This window comes from Sedimentitalea nanhaiensis DSM 24252 (assembly GCF_000473225.1).
GTDB classification, from domain to species: domain Bacteria; phylum Pseudomonadota; class Alphaproteobacteria; order Rhodobacterales; family Rhodobacteraceae; genus Sedimentitalea; species Sedimentitalea nanhaiensis.
The window spans coordinates 995,147-1,011,104 of record NZ_KI421509.1; the positions used below are offsets into that span (position 1 = coordinate 995,147).

Annotated in this window: 10 protein-coding genes and 1 pseudogene; 3 read left to right on the plus strand and 8 right to left on the minus strand. The window is 58.6% G+C overall.

Going from position 1 to position 15,958, the window contains the following annotated elements; all coding sequences use genetic code 11:
- Positions 1–828: 828 nt before the first annotated feature.
- Positions 829–2,742 carry a hypothetical protein gene (locus NANH_RS0106505; protein WP_139236569.1) on the plus strand — a complete coding sequence of 638 codons (1,914 nt, stop codon included), beginning with the start codon at positions 829–831 and terminating at the stop codon, positions 2,740–2,742.
- 92 nt (positions 2,743–2,834) lie between these two features.
- Here the strand turns inward: NANH_RS0106505 and NANH_RS0106510 are convergent.
- The 5 genes and pseudogenes from NANH_RS0106510 to NANH_RS0106530 all read right to left on the minus strand — a co-directional run bounded on the left by NANH_RS0106510 (position 2,835) and on the right by NANH_RS0106530 (position 9,701).
- Positions 2,835–3,934 (minus strand): IS3 family transposase gene (locus NANH_RS0106510; protein WP_245601412.1). Its coding sequence is split into 2 segments (ribosomal slippage): positions 2,835–3,685 and positions 3,685–3,934, totalling 1,101 coding nucleotides; the frame shifts between segments, so codons are not numbered across the junction.
- 185 nt (positions 3,935–4,119) lie between these two features.
- A pseudogene (locus NANH_RS27835) lies at positions 4,120–4,538 on the minus strand (transposase).
- 63 nt (positions 4,539–4,601) lie between these two features.
- Positions 4,602–7,154 carry a penicillin-binding protein 1A gene (locus tag NANH_RS0106520; protein ID WP_027261292.1) on the minus strand — a complete coding sequence of 851 codons (2,553 nt, stop codon included), beginning with the start codon at positions 7,152–7,154 and terminating at the stop codon, positions 4,602–4,604.
- 96 nt (positions 7,155–7,250) lie between these two features.
- On the minus strand, positions 7,251–8,471 hold the full coding sequence (locus NANH_RS0106525) for an N-acetylmuramoyl-L-alanine amidase (RefSeq protein ID WP_027261293.1): 1,221 nt from the start codon (positions 8,469–8,471) through the stop codon (positions 7,251–7,253).
- A gap of 84 nt (positions 8,472–8,555) precedes the next feature.
- A complete protein-coding gene (locus tag NANH_RS0106530) occupies positions 8,556–9,701 on the minus strand; it encodes a pyridoxal phosphate-dependent aminotransferase (protein ID WP_027261294.1) in 1,146 nt (381 codons plus the stop codon).
- Positions 9,702–9,723: 22 nt separating this feature from the next.
- Between NANH_RS0106530 and NANH_RS0106535 the strand changes: the two genes are divergently transcribed.
- Both NANH_RS0106535 and NANH_RS0106540 read left to right on the plus strand, forming a co-directional pair.
- The gene (locus NANH_RS0106535) at positions 9,724–11,100 is read left to right on the plus strand and encodes a M48 family metalloprotease (RefSeq protein WP_245601413.1); all 1,377 of its coding nucleotides are present in this window, start codon (positions 9,724–9,726) and stop codon (positions 11,098–11,100) included.
- A complete protein-coding gene (locus NANH_RS0106540) occupies positions 11,097–11,846 on the plus strand; it encodes a DsbA family protein (RefSeq protein WP_027261296.1) in 750 nt (249 codons plus the stop codon). The genes NANH_RS0106535 and NANH_RS0106540 overlap by 4 nt, the downstream gene beginning before the upstream one ends.
- A 90-nt stretch (positions 11,847–11,936) precedes the next feature.
- On the opposite strand, the gene ispG is transcribed toward NANH_RS0106540, so the two are convergent.
- From ispG to hemA, 3 genes are all read right to left on the minus strand, one after another.
- Positions 11,937–13,067: a flavodoxin-dependent (E)-4-hydroxy-3-methylbut-2-enyl-diphosphate synthase gene (gene ispG, locus NANH_RS0106545; protein WP_027261297.1), complete on the minus strand. Its 1,131-nt coding sequence runs from the start codon at positions 13,065–13,067 to the stop codon at positions 11,937–11,939.
- 76 nt (positions 13,068–13,143) lie between these two features.
- Positions 13,144–14,358 (minus strand): helix-turn-helix domain-containing protein, encoded by a 1,215-nt coding sequence (locus NANH_RS0106550; RefSeq protein WP_027261298.1) that lies wholly within the window; start codon positions 14,356–14,358, stop codon positions 13,144–13,146.
- 123 nt (positions 14,359–14,481) lie between these two features.
- Positions 14,482–15,705 carry a 5-aminolevulinate synthase gene (gene hemA, locus NANH_RS0106555; protein ID WP_027261299.1) on the minus strand — a complete coding sequence of 408 codons (1,224 nt, stop codon included), beginning with the start codon at positions 15,703–15,705 and terminating at the stop codon, positions 14,482–14,484.
- Between the last annotated feature and the right edge of the window lie 253 nt (positions 15,706–15,958).

Consider the following 15,958-nt stretch of genomic DNA (forward strand, 5'->3'; position numbering starts at 1 on the left):
ACAAAAGAGATTTCAGTCGAGAAGAATTGAACGACACCGTAGCGCTCCAGGTTCTCAAAATACAATAATGTAGAGGTATTCTCGATGAATGACTCAGTATTGAATGCAACCCAGCAAGAATTTCTTGAAACCTATGTCTTAAACCCGGTCAAGGAAACCGACGCACCTGACCGCCCGGAAACCGGGACAACCGATCTTGGTGTCGACCGATCCGCATTGGCAACTGTAGAAGCCCTGGCCCGATCCTTTCGCCAGTGGCAGGACCGGCTGTCGCAATTGCCGTCAAAGGCTCCCAACGACCAATTTCGTGATCTTGAGCGTCTTGGGCGCGAGATCACAACATTGTCCGCACTGGTGGATCGGGATCGCGCGCTCATTCCGCCGTCGATGCTTTCAGCTTCTGAACGGAAGCTTCAATCCATCCACAAGGCAGTCGAGGACGAAGTCCAGCGCATCCAAAGCGAAACAAACGAATATGATATCAACGCTTCGGCTGTCGACACGGCTACCGTCTTTGCCAAGGCCTACAGCAAATGGCAGGAGCGATTGAAAAAGCTCGAGACCATGGAGCCGCGGGATCGCTATCTCAATCTCAAATGGCTGGAGCGCGATCTGGGGATTTATCGAAAGATGATAGATCGGGATCGGGACAACATGCCCGGCGGATTGTTGTCAACGGCCGATCGCCGGCTTGGCCGCATGGGAGAAACCGTGACGGCAGGGATCGCCGAGATCAAGAACGAGCTGAGCGAAAGGGCGAAGATCAAGGAAACACAGGAATGGCCCGATGCGATCTCGAAAGCCGAGAAATTGACAGGCAAGGCGCTGTTGGAAAAGCTTGAGCAATTGGAAAACGAACGGGCCAGATTGGTGGCCGAAATGAACGCAGTCGGCCTGTCGCCGGACACGGTCGAAAAATTCCCCCTCAGCACGCTTCGTGATGCCTACGAAGAAAATCTTCCGAAGTTCTCTGGAAAAATCGAAAAAGTCTCGTTCGAAAAACAAGAGCTTCCAAAGCTGCGCTATAATGACGATGTCTGCAGAAAGATCTTTGCCGAGTATCACAATAACTGGTTTGAACTAAAGAAAGTATATAAGACCCAGGACTTTCTGGACAGGGTATCAGAGATCTTCAAGAGCACGGAAACCGATGGTACCAATGCCATGTGGCAGCTTTGGATGTTCCGCAAACGCACTGTAGACGGCCTGATGCGCAAACTGGAAAAGAAACACGATCTGGACGGCGAAAAAACCGGCTGGGTTGCCGTCGGTTCGACAAATCTGGAATCGGATTATGATATCTCGGTAATGAAACATGGCGGCAAAGCCGACGATCACGAGATCGTCAAGGATTTCAACGCGACATTCCAATCGGATTTCAAAACCCAACCCGGAATGTTGTTTGACACCAACCTCTATGCCTCGGCGCCTGCCCGGCACGCCATCGCAGAATTTCCGAAGGATCCCGGTGAAAAGGCCATGGCCGCCATGGGGCGTTCAGGTCAGGATGTCGGCGCGTTGATGAAGCAGCGCAGGTTCATGAGCTGGGAAGAATACGAAACATTTACACAGAACATTCTGGCTCAGATGAAAAGGGACGATGCCACCCCCGAAGACATCGCTTCCACCCGCAACCAGTTCGAAGAGGCCGATGTGCGCTATCAGATGGCGCAACAGGAGATACTGATCAAAACCCGTGACATGCTGACTCTAAAGGAAACCTTGGGCGACGACGAGCGGGAGGCACTGAAAATGGTGGTCGACGCGCTGGCGGCTGCCGACCAAGGCAGTGACGCCGCTTCCGCAAAGAAACTGCTGGACGCGGCCCACGCTCTGGAAGGGCACAAATTCGAAAAGGTGCTGCTTGAGGTCAATAATGAAATCTACGTCACCGCGACCGAAAACGTTCGCCTGCTGCAGGCGGAAATAGACGAGTTGCAGAAAAGTCTCGGCACACCTCCCGATCCCGGGATTCAGGAAAAACTGAATGGCAAGATCGCCCGGGCAAAGGATCTATTTGCCGACGCGGTGTTCTTTGCAAATGAAGCGTATCACGCCGAGGGCCCCTTCAAACATATTGTAGAGGCCACGCAGGCGGTAGAAAGCGATATTAAGAAAGACTACCCGAAATGGGAAGAAATGCCCGAAGGCGCGTTCAAGAAGATCGTTGAAGAAGAACGCAAGAAACGACGCGACGGGCTGAGTCTGCATTCCTGTCTTCAATCCTTCAATGAACAGCTTGGCGATCTGGTCAAGGATCTCAAACATTACGCCGAGGAAGACCTTCCCGGTTCAGGGTTTTACAGATGTTCAAAGTATATGGATCGGCTGTTCGATGCAGCCGTCTTGTTGAAACAAAAGGCAAAAGAGGCGCTGCCGGACGAAATAGCCTTTGACCCGAATGTACCGGGCATCACGACGCCGGTTTCCGCACTCAAATCCAAGACCGCTGATGGGCTTCTGGCGCTGCGTAAGGGCGCGATCAAGATCGAAGTAAAAGACACCGGCGACCCGATCGAAACCGCAAAACTCGAAGCCGAACAGATACAGGCTTTCGCGATCAATGAAATTCGGGAAATGTTTGGAGTATCTTCGTTGAACCAACTATCTGCCTTGTTCAAGGCATACGGTGTGGCGGTCAATGCCCAGTTGCGCAAAGCCGTCGCTGAAGAAATGAAAATGCTGAAATCCGGATCCGCGGCCTTTTTCGAACCCGTGCCAAAGCGCCCAGATAGTGCATGATGGAAATGTCTTGCCACGCCTTGGCATTGGGGGTGACCTGAGACCCATCTCTCCTCCAGCCTTTGGGAGAATCCGGGTTTTGTTTTCTGGCCTCATGCGGCCTGCTTTTGCAACGTCATTTTGTCTGCGAACTCGTTCGGCGTGAGATTTGCCAGCGACGAATGCGGCCGGTTTCGGTTGTAATCCTCCTTCCATTTTTTGATCTCTGATCTGGCGTCTGCGAGGGACGAGAACAGCGTCTCGTTCAAGCACTCATCGCGGAAACTGCCGTTGAAACTCTCGATGAAAGCGCGCTGTGTTGGCTTTCCTGGAGCGATGTAATGCCAGTCGATCTTTGTTTTCTGGCACCATTTCAAAACCGCTGAACTGGTCATTTCGGTCCCGTTGTCGCTGACAATTGTCTTCGGCATTCCGCGCACCTGAATGATAGCGTCCAATTCACGCGTCAGCCGCGCGCCCGACAGCGATGTATCCGGAACAAGAGCCAAACATTCACGGCTAAAATCATCTACCATCGCCAGAACGCGGAACCTGCGTCCATCTGTGAACGCGTCCGAAACGAAATCCAGGCTCCAACGCTCATTGATGGTCTCTGGCACGATCATCGGGCGGCGCGTGCCCAGGGCGCGTTTCCGGCCACCACGCTTACGCACCTGGAGCCCTTCTTCGCGATACAAACGCCGCAGCTTCTTCTGGTTCATGTAGATGCCTTGACGCTCCAGCATGATGTGTATGCGCCTGTAACCGAAGCGCCGACGTTCAGCAGCCACATCCTTCATGGCTTTGCGCAGGTCAGCATCATCTGGTCGGATGCTGCGATACCGCACACTCGACCGATCCACGTCCAACACATCGCACGCCCGCCGCTGGCTCACCCCGTGCTGATCACAAAGATGAACCACCGCTTTCCGCTTTGCCGCGGGCGTCACCATTTTTTTGAGTTCACATCCTTCAGCATGGCGTTATCCAGCATCTGTTCTGCCAGCAGCTTCTTCAGCTTGCCGTTCTCATCCTCAAGCGCCTTCAGCTTGCGGGCATCGGACACGTCCATTCCGCCGAACTTCGATTTGTATTTGTAGAACGACGCTGTGCTGATGCCATGCTTGCGGCACACCTCAGCCGTTGGGACACCGCCCTCCTGCTCTTTGATCATCCCGATGATCTGCTCTTCTGAAAATCGTGACTTCTTCATATTCCGTCTCCAATGCTTGGGACAGATCCTACTCAAAAGTGGAGGAGGTTTAAGGTCTCAGGTCAGGGGTTCAGCCCCGGCATCTGGTTGATCGGATTTAGGAAGAACCGACCTGGTTATGGAGCCCGGATTTTGCGGATGAATTCGTAAGGTGTGAGCCCGGCGACTATCTTTTGGGTCAGAATTCACAGCCAACAGATGGCGGCTGCTGCGAGGGCGATGGCCGAGAGGAAGGCTTTTGGCATCGGTCACAACGGGTTGCCACGCGCCGCCAATCTTTATGCCTGCCGAACATGATCTCGGCTTGTACCGGCGCTTGTCGTTTCTGAGCGGGGTCTTGCGTTGTTTTCGAGCGGGGATGCAGGGTAACCGCGCCATTATCTTCGCAAAACGCCCTTTTCGCTCCATCGCTTCCGGCGATTATAGAGTCCCGTGAGCAGCCCGCACTCCTTCGGGGCGTCGCGACACCGTAACACTTTGTGATTAAAGAAGATAATTCCGCCCAACACCCTGCGATCATCCCGCGAGGTGTGCCGTGAAATTTCGGGAAATACAGATCAAGGCGCGCCACCTGCGCTTCGGTCAGCCGGAAAAGACCAGACATGTTCATCGCTCGCTTTTCTGTCGGCGAAGCACATCATGTTGCCCAAATCAACGGGTCCCGTCCCTAATAGAGTCCGCCTGAACTGACCGTGCCGAAATTCGCCTTGGGACCAACCACTGCCGTGCCGCCAGTCGATGTCCTGACCTGCCGACCGCTGCTGACCACCTCTTCAATCAACGGCAGGTTCGAACCCATCGCAAATCCGCCGTCATAGGTCAGGCCAAACACCGGATCGGCACCGTCGCGGAAATATTCGGCCACCACATATGCACCGCTGGCATCGTCCGGAAGCCGCCCACCGGTAAAGCGGTCGATCTTGATAAAATGCCCACCCGGGGGCACTTCGAACGGGCCGCCACCGTATTTTTCCGTCGCCTTGGTCATGAACGACTGAAACACCGGGCCACACATGGACGATCCATATGCGCTGCGCCCCAGCGGACGGGGGCGATCATAGCCGATGTAGCAGCCAGCCACGATATTGCTGGTGAAGCCGATGAACCAGACGTCGCGCGCGTCATTGGTGGTGCCGGTCTTGCCCGCCGTCGGCACCGGCAGTTTGACGACGCCGCTGGCCGTACCGCGATCGACCACACCTTTCATCATCGAGGTCAGCTGATAGGCGGTGATCGCATCCATCACCCGCTCACGATTGCTGATGATGCGCGGCGTCGCGTTTGGAGCGATCCCGGGCGAGCCGCAGTCGATGCAGTCGCGCTTGTCATGACGATAAATGGTCTCGCCGTACCGGTCCTGAATCCGGTCGACCAGCGTCGGTTCCACCCGCTCACCGCCATTGGCAAACATCGCATAGGCAGCGACCATCTTGTACAATGTGGTTTCCTCGGACCCCAGCGCATTGGCCAGATAGGGGCCCATCTCGTCATAAACACCGAATTTCTCGGCATAATTGGCGACCACGGGCATGCCCACTTCCTGGGCCAATCGAATGGTCATCAGATTCCGCGATTGTTCGATCCCTGTGCGCAGAGGCGTGGGGCCGTAGAACTTGTTGGACGAATTGCGCGGCCGCCAAAGACCCTGGGGCGTATTGATCTCGATCGGGGCGTCAACCACGATGGTGGCCGGAGAATAGCCACTGTCCAACGCGGCCGCATAGACAAAGGGTTTAAAGCTGGAGCCGGGCTGACGTTGGGCCTGCGTGGCGCGGTTGAACACTGAATCCTGATAGCTGAAGCCGCCCTGCATGGCCAGAACACGCCCGGTATTCACGTCCATCGCCATGAACCCGCCCTGGACCTCGCTGACCTGCCGCAAGGTCCAGCGGATGAATGACCCGTCCTCGTCACTGGTCATCCTGCGGACAAGCACGACGTCGCCCACATCCAGCAGATCGCCAGCCACCCGCGCCTTTTTTGCCAGGGTTCCATCACTGCGCCGTTTGCGCGCCCATTGCACGTCCTTGGCGGTGATCCAGTGGCCATCTTCGTCATCCGCTACGTTTTCGATGCCAATCCGGGCATCGCTGTCGCCAACCTCAAGCACCACTGCTGGGTACCATTGACCATTCAACCGGACATCGCGGGGGATGTCGGCATCCGACAGGGCAGCGCGCCAGGACGCCTCGTCCGTTAACAGATCCGCCGCGATCCGTGCCTTTGTTCCATGCCAGATGCCACGACCGCGGTCATACTTTTCCAGCTGGGCGCGCAGAGACTCTGCTGCAACCTCCTGCATTTCCTCGTCGATCGTGGCACGCACACTGAAGCCACCGGTAAAGAATTCGCCCTCGCCAAAGTCTTCGCTCAGCTGGCGGCGGACTTCATCGGTGAAATAATCCCGGGGTGGCAACGCGGTGCGAAAGCTCTCGAAATCGCCATTCTGGACCGAGCGCAACGGCAACGCAGCTTCGACTTCATAGGACGCGCGATCAATGTATCCGTTCTCGTACATCTCCCGCAGGACGAAATTGCGTCGCGACAACAGCCGATCCTTGCGGCGTACAGGGTGAAAGTCGCTGGGGGCCTTGGGCAGCGACGCCAGGAACGCGGCCTCATGCGGGGCCAGTTCAGAGAGCGTCTTGTTGAAATAGGTCTGGCTGGCCGCCGCCACGCCATAGGAATTCTGCCCGAGAAAGATCTCGTTCATGTAAAGTTCGAGTATCTGGTCCTTGTCCAGCGTTTCCTCGAGACGTGAGGCCAGGATGATCTCTTTGATCTTGCGCTCGATGCGCCGGTCTCCGGACAGCAGAAAATTCTTCATCACCTGCTGAGTAATGGTCGAGGCCCCGCGGACGTTGTCGCCACGCGAGCGCACCGCCTCGATCCCGGCGGCCGCGATGCCGCGCATGTCATAGCCTTTGTGGCTATAGAAATTCTTGTCTTCTGCTGAAATAAAGGCCTGCTTGACCAGATCGGGGATTTCATCGGCGGGCACAAACAGGCGTCGTTCCTGAGCAAACTCGTCGATCATGTGACCTTTGCCCGAATAGATCCGGCTGATCGTCGGCGGCTTGTACTGCGCCAGCGATTCATGGCTGGGCAGGTCGCGGCCATAGATCCAGAACACCGCACCGATGCTCAGGGCAACGATGGCGATGCCCAGGGTCAGGAGCGTGAAAATCGCCCCGAAAAAGGATAATACAAACCGGATCACTTGACTGCCTCTACTCGCGCGATGACTTCTATATAGGGACGCCTGCGGGCCGGGTCAAAACACAACAGGGCGATAAATCGCCTGACCCTGCGGCGGTCACTGGCGCACCAATGGTCGACGGGCAGAATCGGACTGTTGCCAGGCCTGCAAGCCATTGCGGATGCCGCGGGCGATCGCGGCCCTCCACTGCGGATTCTGCAGGTTGACCAGATCCCGTGGGCTGCTGAGAAACCCGATTTCAACCAGGACCGAGGGAATATCGGCCGCTTTCAAAACCGAGAACCCGGCCCGGCGCAGGGGACGGCGATTCATTGGCCCGCCCGCCTGTACCATACCTTCGACCAACGCGCGGGCCAGCGCTTCGGTGCGTGGCCGGGTTTCCTGCCGCGCCAGATCGAGCAGGATACCGGTGACGCGATCGTCGGCCTTGCTGAGATCGACGCCTGACAACAGATCACCCCGGTCATGACGTTCGGCCAGCTTGGCGCTGGCCACATCCGACGCCGCGCGCGACAGCACATGCACAGTTGCCCCATGCGCCTGCCCTTCGGCCAAAGCGTCCGCATGCAGCGACAGAAAGACATCTGCCCCGGCCTGATGCGCCAGAGCGATGCGCTGTTCAAGCGACACGAAATGATCGCCGTCGCGGGTCAATACCACCTGAAAGTCACCGCTGCGCATCAGGATTTCGCGCAGTTCACGGGCGAATTGCAGCATCAGATCCTTTTCGTCGATGGTGTCCGTTTCGGCACCGGGGTCGATGCCCCCGTGTCCCGGATCCAGCACAACCGTAAGCGGCGCATCGGCGCCGCGCTTCAACGGAATCGACAGGTCGGCAGGCGACGGCAAATCCCAACGCGGGTCATGTGGTGCCCCCGCTTGGGCGGCAAAGGTTTCGGCGGACACCGGCATCAACCTGACGGCCAGCATCGCCGCACTGGTGACCGGGTCGATCTGGATCGCCGCGGATGTCACGGCCATCGGCCGCGCCAGCTCGGCCACCATACGCGACCACCCCGGCACATAGGTCCCGAATTGCACCTCCGTCAGCCGGTCAGTTTGCAGTACCGTTTCAGGCGCAAGCCCGGTCCAGTCGACTTCCTGAAAGTCCAGCACCAGCCGGGGAGGCCGATCCAGCGTAAACAGCCGATAGGGTACGCCCTGACTGAGCAAGAGATCGATCCTGACGCCGCTGCGCCCATCCGCTTCAATTCGACTTTGGGTCGCATCGACGCGGGCAAGCCCGCTGAAATCCTGCGCGCTCGTGGTCGTCGCTATCAGCCATACGGCGGCCAACGCCGCGAGAATCCTGCTCATGCCTGTGTTTCCGGTTTTATGGCAGATCGTTGCGCCGACCCTCTGGGCACGACAATAGCTGACCCACCTGGGGTTGAAAACGCCCTAGCCACGCGCCGCCATGTAGCGGGTCAACCGCACCAGACCCTCCTCAATGTCCGCGGTCGCGCGCGCATAGGAAAACCGCAGAGTGGTGTTTCCCCGAATCGGGTCGAAATCCAGCCCCGGCGTCACCGCCACACCGGCCCGGTCAAGGATCTCGGCCGCAAATGCACGACTGTCATCGGTCAGATCAGACACATCCGCATAGACATAGAACGCCCCATCCGGGGGGGCGATGTTGGTGAACCCCGCTGCGGGCAAGCCCTGCAGCATCAAAGCCCGGTTGGCACTGTAGACCGCGAGGTTGGCCTGCAACTCCTCTTCGCAATCCATCGCCGCCAGCGCCGCGACCTGGCTGGCGTGCGGCGCGCAGATGAACATGTTCTGGGCAATCCGTTCTATCACGCGCACATGATCTTCGGGCACGACCATCCAGCCGACCCGCCAGCCGGTCATGCTGAAATACTTGGAAAACGAATTGATCACATAGCACTCGTCGGTCAGTTCCAGTGCGGTCACCGCTTTGGCCTCGTATTCGATGCCGTGATAGATTTCATCGCTGATAAAGGCTGCGCCCTGCGCGTGTGTCGCGTCGATCAATGCCGCCATCGCACCGCGATCCAGCATCGTACCGGTTGGGTTGGCCGGCGAGGCCACCATCAGCCCGGCCAAATCCTGCCCCACAAAATCGGCGGGCACGGGTTGCAGGCGATTTTCCGGTGCCGTCGCCAGATCGACCGGCACCAAATCGAGCGCGCTCAGGATCTGTCGATAGCTGGGATAGCCCGGCGCGCCAATGCCAACCCGATCACCGGTATCGAACAGCGCCGTAAAGGCCAGGATAAAGCCGCCCGACGACCCCGGGGTGATGACCACACGTTCTGGATTCAGATCGACGCCGTACCAGTCCCCATACAATTGCGCGATGCGGCGGCGCAGCGTCGGAAGTCCCAATGCAACCGTATACCCCAGCGCATCGTTCTGCAGTTCCCCGGCCAACGCCCGTACCGCCCCCTTGGGCGCGCCGGTGCCGGGCTGACCGACCTCCATGTGGATGATTCGGCGCCCTGATTCCTCGGCGCGGCGCGCGGCTTCCATCACGTCCATCACAATGAAGGGATCGACCTGAGACCGGGTTGAGTTTCGCATGTGCTTCTCCCATGGTGCGGCCATGTGTATTGACCGTTTATCCCGGCTGGCGTCAATCCTTGCATGGTGCGGGAGGCGGGTCCAGATTGGCGCTGCTATTGTCCTGTTCTATCTGGTATCGGCGGTGCCTTCTGCGGCAATCGGCCTGTTGCGGGACGCAGATATCGAAAACGGTCTGCTGCAATTGTCGGCCCCGGTCCTGCGCGCGGCGGGCCTGAACCCCAAACGTGTGCGGGTTCTGGTGGTCAATGACAGTTCACTGAACGCCTTTGTCATCGACGGGCAGACCATTTTCGTGAACTACGGCTTGATCCTCAAGGTGAATTCCGCCGCAATGTTGCAGGCGGTGATCGCGCATGAGGCGGCCCATATATCGAACGGACACCTTGCCCGCCGCATGGGCAACATGCGCAGTGCCCGCACCGCCGCCGGGCTGGGGACCGCACTTGCGATCATCGCCGGGGCCGCAGGTGCCGGTCAGGCCGCCGGTGGCATTGCCCTTGGCACAACGACATCGGCGATGCGCGGATTTCTCGCCCATACCCGCGCCGAAGAAGCTGCGGCCGATCGCTCGGCTGCCAACTACATGCGCAACTCTGGATTGGATCCGCAGGGGCTGGTGGATCTGCACAAAACCTTCGCCGGACAAGAGGCCCTCACCGTCGGACGACAGGATCCCTATATGCAGTCGCATCCGCTGACCCGTGACCGGATACGCGCGGCCGAGTCCTATGTCACGGCACACGGCAAGATCGACGCGACCAACCCGGACGACGCCTATTGGTTCGACCGGATACGCGGCAAGCTGTCGGCCTATACGCGCTCGCCCAAATGGACCCGGCGCCGGGCCGCGGAAGACCCGTACAAAGACGTGCGGCATATGCGGCAGGCGGTGGCGTATCACCGTGAAAACGATCTGGCCCGCGCCCGTTTGGCGCTCGATGCCCTGATCGAAGCCCGTCCGGACGATGCCTATTATTACGACCTCAAGGGACAAATCATGCTGGAGAACCGGCAGATGAACGACGCGTTGGCCGCCTACAAGGTCGCGGTCGGTCTCGCTCCGCGCGAGGCGCTGATCCTGGGTGGCTATGGCCGCGCGCTGTTGGCCGCTGGCCAGCCGCAGGCCGCGCTGGCACCGCTGCAAGACAGCCGCGCGCGCGATTTCCGCAATGGCCGGGTATTGCGGGATCTGGCCCTGGCCTATGCCGAGACCGGCAACGACGGAATGGCCGCACTGGTTACCGCAGAACGTTATGCGCTGCAGGGCCGCATGGAAGACGCGGGTCGTCAGGCCCAACGCGCCGTTCGGTTTCTGCCGCGCGGTTCGGTGTCTTGGCAGCGCGCGCAGGATGTGCTCATTGCAGCAGAACAACTGAAGAAAAGGAAAAAACGATGATCCGCTTTGCCGCCCCCGCCCTGACCGCACTTGCCCTGGTGGCAAGTCCGGTTGCCGCCGCCGACCTGGCGGCGATGACAGATACCGAACGTGAGGCATTCCGTGCCGAAGTTCGTGCCTATCTTCTGGACAATCCCGAAGTGATCATCGAGGCCGTCAACCTGCTCGAAGAACGCAAGGCCCAGGCGCAGGTCCAGACCGATCAGGCACTGGTTCAGGCTAACGCGGACGCATTGTTTAACGATGGATTTTCCTGGGTCGGCGGGAACCCGGATGGCGACATCACGCTGGTCGAGTTCATGGATTATCGCTGTGGCTATTGCCGCAAGGCCAAGCCCGAAGTCGCCAAACTGCTGGCCAATGACGGCAACATCCGCCTGATCATCAAGGAGTTCCCGATCCTCGGTGAAGCGTCAATGATTTCGTCACGCTTTGCGATTGCGACCAGGCATGTGGCCGGGGACGAGGCCTATGGTCAGGTACATGACGCGTTGATGGATATGGGGGGCGACATGACCGACGTGACGCTGCGCCGGTTGGCCGATGGGCTGGGCCTGGACAGCGATGCGATCCTGGCGAAGATGGACAGCGCCGAGGTCAGCGCCGAAATCGCCAGTACCCGGGAGCTGGCCCAGCGGCTGCAGATCAGCGGCACACCGACATTCGTGCTGCAGGACGAATTGCTTCGTGGCTTCTTGCCCGCCGACCAGCTGGAACTGATTGTCGCGGACAAACGCGACGGCTGATTCGTCCGAATGCGCGCCCTGAAACGGGCCTGAAACCATATTCCAATGCGGGCGGCAGAGATGCACACGCCGTCCCGCTTGGAACAGGGATTACTCCGCTGCCTCGGCGACGACCTTGGCAGCTTCAATTTCGGATGCGCGTTTCTCGACCTGCTCGACGATGTGATCCACCATCGCCTCGTTGTCCAGTTTGTGACTTTGCTTACCCGCCAGATAGACCATACCGCTGCCAGCACCCCCACCGGTGAAACCGACATCCGTCATCAGCGCTTCGCCCGGTCCATTCACGACACAGCCAATGATGCTCAGACTCATTGGTGTCTTGATGTGCTCCAGCCGATTTTCCAGTTTCTCGACCGTCTTGATGACGTCAAACCCCTGCCGGGCGCAGCTGGGACAGCTGATGATATTGACACCGCGATGGCGCAAGCCAAGCGATTTCAGGATCTCGAACCCAACCTTGACCTCTTGCACCGGATCTGCCGACAGACTGACGCGGATGGTATCGCCAATGCCCATCCACAACAGATTGCCCAGCCCAATGGCAGATTTGATCGTGCCGCTGACCAGGCCACCCGCCTCGGTAATGCCCAGATGGATCGGCGCGTCGGTGGCTTCGGCCAATTGCTGATAGGCGGCAGCGGACATGAACACGTCGGACGCCTTGACGCTGATCTTGAAGTTGTGGAAATTGTTGTCCTGCAGAATTCGAATATGTTCGAGACCGCTTTCCACCATCGCATCGGGACAGGGTTCGCCGTATTTTTCCAGCAGGTGTTTTTCCAGGCTGCCCGCATTGACACCGATCCGGATCGAGCAATTGTGGTCACGTGCGGCCTGAATGACGTCTTTCACCCGTTGTTCGTTCCCGATGTTGCCCGGATTGATCCGCAGGCAGGCGGCACCTGCCTCTGCGGCCTCGATGCCCCGCCGATAGTGGAAGTGAATATCCGCCACGATCGGCACCGGGCTTTCGGCAACGATCTGTTTCAATGCGCGGGACGAAGCCTCATCCGGCACCGAGATTCGTACGATATCCGCCCCCGCTTCGGCCGCGGCCTGAACCTGGGCAACCGTCGCGGCCACGTCAGTGGTCAGCGTATTGGTCATGGTTTGCACGGCAATCGGGGCGCCGTCGCCAATGGGCACGTTCCCCACCATGATCCGGCGCGAATTTCGACGATAGATATTGCGCCATGGGCGCACTGGATTCAGTGACATGCGAACTGTTCCATGTTCCGGGTCGGTATCGGGTGAGTAGATAACCACTCCACCGGCCCAGGGCAATGGACGTGGGTCAGGGTTGTGGCTCGAGCATTTGCGCTTCGGCCACCATACGGGCCAGATCGCGGTCCCGCTTCAGATCGGCGACCTGGAAACGCTCTTTCACCGCTTTGATGGACAATGGCAGCTTGGACGTTACGGTGCCACGTTCGCCAACCGGCCCAAAATGATCGTCATTCAATACGAAATAAATTGCGCCGGATTCCCCGGCCCGCAAAGTCGGCGGTTCCTCAGTTGCAGGCACGTCATATCTCTGCCCGCTTTCCATGATTCCCTCATAGATGACCGTACCGTCGGCCGCGCTGACCCGCACCCAGGACGGGCGCACCGCGACCATGCGCAATTGCGGAGCGGACTCCTCGACAACCTGAGGCTGGGGAACGGGTCCCTGCAGCCTCGGATCCAGATAACGTTCGGCCACCTGAACCTGGGGCAGTTCGGGCGGGATAAAGCTGCCGACGCTGCGCGGATCCAGTGTCGATATCGGCGCATCGCGGGCCACCAGGACCGGTACGTCCAGTGCCTGTGGGCGATATAACCGATCCAGCGCCTCGACCGATGGGGCGTCGAACCCGCTGACACCGCCGCCCTCGCCCGCCGCATCGACGGGACGGGTCGCACCGTTCAGAGGATCGAGGTCCGACAGTACCACCGGCGATTGCTCAACCGGTGCGAATTGGACCTGCTGGACCTGTTTGAGCACCGCCCAACCACCATAGCCGATGCCGCCGATCAAGGCGACAAGCACCAGAACCGACCCTATGGCCCCCGGTTCAATCTGGCTGAACACGCCCTCGCGGGACGGGATGAACGGGGTGCTGGGTGCGGTAAACGGATCGCGCTTCGCAGCAGAACCTTTGCGCGCCGGAGCGGCCGATGCCTTGATAACCGACGCTTCGGCCGACATTCCGTGGGCAACCGAAAACCCGCTTTCCTGGCAAAAGGCGGCAAAAGCCTCATCCGGGCTCATGCCCAAATAGCGGGCATAGGAACGCACATAACCAGCAATAAAGCCTGGTGTATCAAAGGCAGACGGATCGGAGTTTTCGATGGCGGCGATATAGCTGGCCTTGATGCGCAATTCGCGCTGAACGTCCAACAAAGATTTGCCCATGGTGGCGCGTTCGCCGCGCATAGTATCGCCCAGACGCAACTCAAAGTCGTCAAAGCCCTTCGGCTTCACGACATCATCTTCCTCTGATTTGCGCGTCTGTTTGCGCCCAATCATGCCTGTTGCCTCATTTAGCCTGCCGCGTCTGTCTCAACGCTTGGAGTCGTCCCCATCGACTCAGTCACGCTTTTATTTCGATCAGGTTAACACAGCTCAGGCAAATTGCACTCGGAGATGCGTTCAGGCGCTCAGTTCGGCGCGATTTAGCGCACAATGAGACCACAGAGCGTCCATGGCCTTGACCAGCCTGTCCAACTCTTTGGGGCCATGCACAGGCGACGGGGTGAACCGCAGCCGTTCGGTGCCCCGGGGTACAGTCGGAAAATTAATCGGTTGCACATAGATACCGTGATCCATCAGCAGCATGTCGCTCAGCTTTTTGGTATGGACCGGATCGCCCACAATAACCGGAACGATATGGCTGCCATGATCTATGATTGGCAGTCCCAGGGCCTTCAAGCGCATCTTCAGGATCTTGGCCTGCGTTTGCTGAACATCGCGCAATTCCGGTGCCTGCTTGAGATAGGCCACCGAGGCCGCGGCCCCCGCAGCAACCGCAGGCGGCAGAGACGTCGTGAAAATAAACCCGGGCGCATAAGAGCGGATGGCGTCACACATCTTGTAGCTGGCCGCTATATAGCCACCCATCACGCCAAAGGCTTTGGCCAGCGTACCGTTAATGATGTCCAGACGATGCATCAGGCGGTCGCGTTCCGCCACCCCGGCCCCGCGGGGACCATACATGCCAACCGCGTGCACTTCGTCGATATAGGTCAATGCATTGAATTCGTCCGCCAGATCGCAGATTGCCTCGATGGGGCCGAAATCGCCATCCATCGAATAGATCGATTCAAAGGCAATAATCTTGGGAGCTTCCGGATCGTCTGCGGCCAAAAGTTCTCGCAGATGCGCCACGTCGTTGTGACGGAAGATACGCTTGGCACCTCCATTTCGGCGCACACCCTCGATCATGCTGGCGTGGTTCAATTCGTCGGAATAGATGATCAACCCCGGAAACAGCTTGGGCAGGGTCGAAAGCGTCGCGTCATTGGCGATATAAGCGCTGGTGAACAGCAGCGCACTTTCCTTGCCGTGCAGATCGGCCAGTTCCGCTTCGAGCCGCTTATGATAGACGGTCGTGCCCGAAATGTTACGTGTCCCGCCCGATCCCGCTCCGGTGGCATCCATGGCTTCGTGCATCGCGGCCAGCACAACCGGATTTTGCCCCATGCCCAGATAGTCGTTGCCACACCAAACGGTGATATCTCGTTCGCTGCCATCAGGACATGTCCAGACGGCATGCGGAAACTGGCCGTTGCGGCGTTCAATATCGATGAACGTCCTATAGCGACCTTCTTCGTGCAGGCGGGCAATCGCCGTGTCGAGTTTCGCGGTGTAGTCCACCGGGCTCCTCCATCTGTTTGCGCCATTTTCGGCGGCAGCTTGGCGGTGCAAAAACCGCATTCACGTTGCGCAGTGAATACAGATTGCTCACACCTTGATCAACTGATTAACGATAGACCATACGTCGCAGCATTGACATATATCAAGCCTGCGCCACGCAGGCCATTCCGGCGAAAGGTCCGGAATACCTGACTTGTCGGTTTGGTCTCGATACAGCATCTTCAAGCTATTGGGATGGTAACGATTTTTGTTT

Coding starts and splice junctions, on each gene's coding strand:
- NANH_RS0106525 (WP_027261293.1), bottom strand. CDS start 8,471: ATGAGCAGGATTCTCGCGGCGTTGGCCGCCGTATGGCTGATAGCGACG.
- NANH_RS0106530 (WP_027261294.1), bottom strand. CDS start 9,701: ATGCGAAACTCAACCCGGTCTCAGGTCGATCCCTTCATTGTGATGGAC.
- NANH_RS0106535 (WP_245601413.1), top strand. CDS start 9,724: ATGTGTATTGACCGTTTATCCCGGCTGGCGTCAATCCTTGCATGGTGC.
- NANH_RS0106540 (WP_027261296.1), top strand. CDS start 11,097: ATGATCCGCTTTGCCGCCCCCGCCCTGACCGCACTTGCCCTGGTGGCA.
- ispG (WP_027261297.1), bottom strand. CDS start 13,067: ATGTCACTGAATCCAGTGCGCCCATGGCGCAATATCTATCGTCGAAAT.
- NANH_RS0106550 (WP_027261298.1), bottom strand. CDS start 14,358: ATGATTGGGCGCAAACAGACGCGCAAATCAGAGGAAGATGATGTCGTG.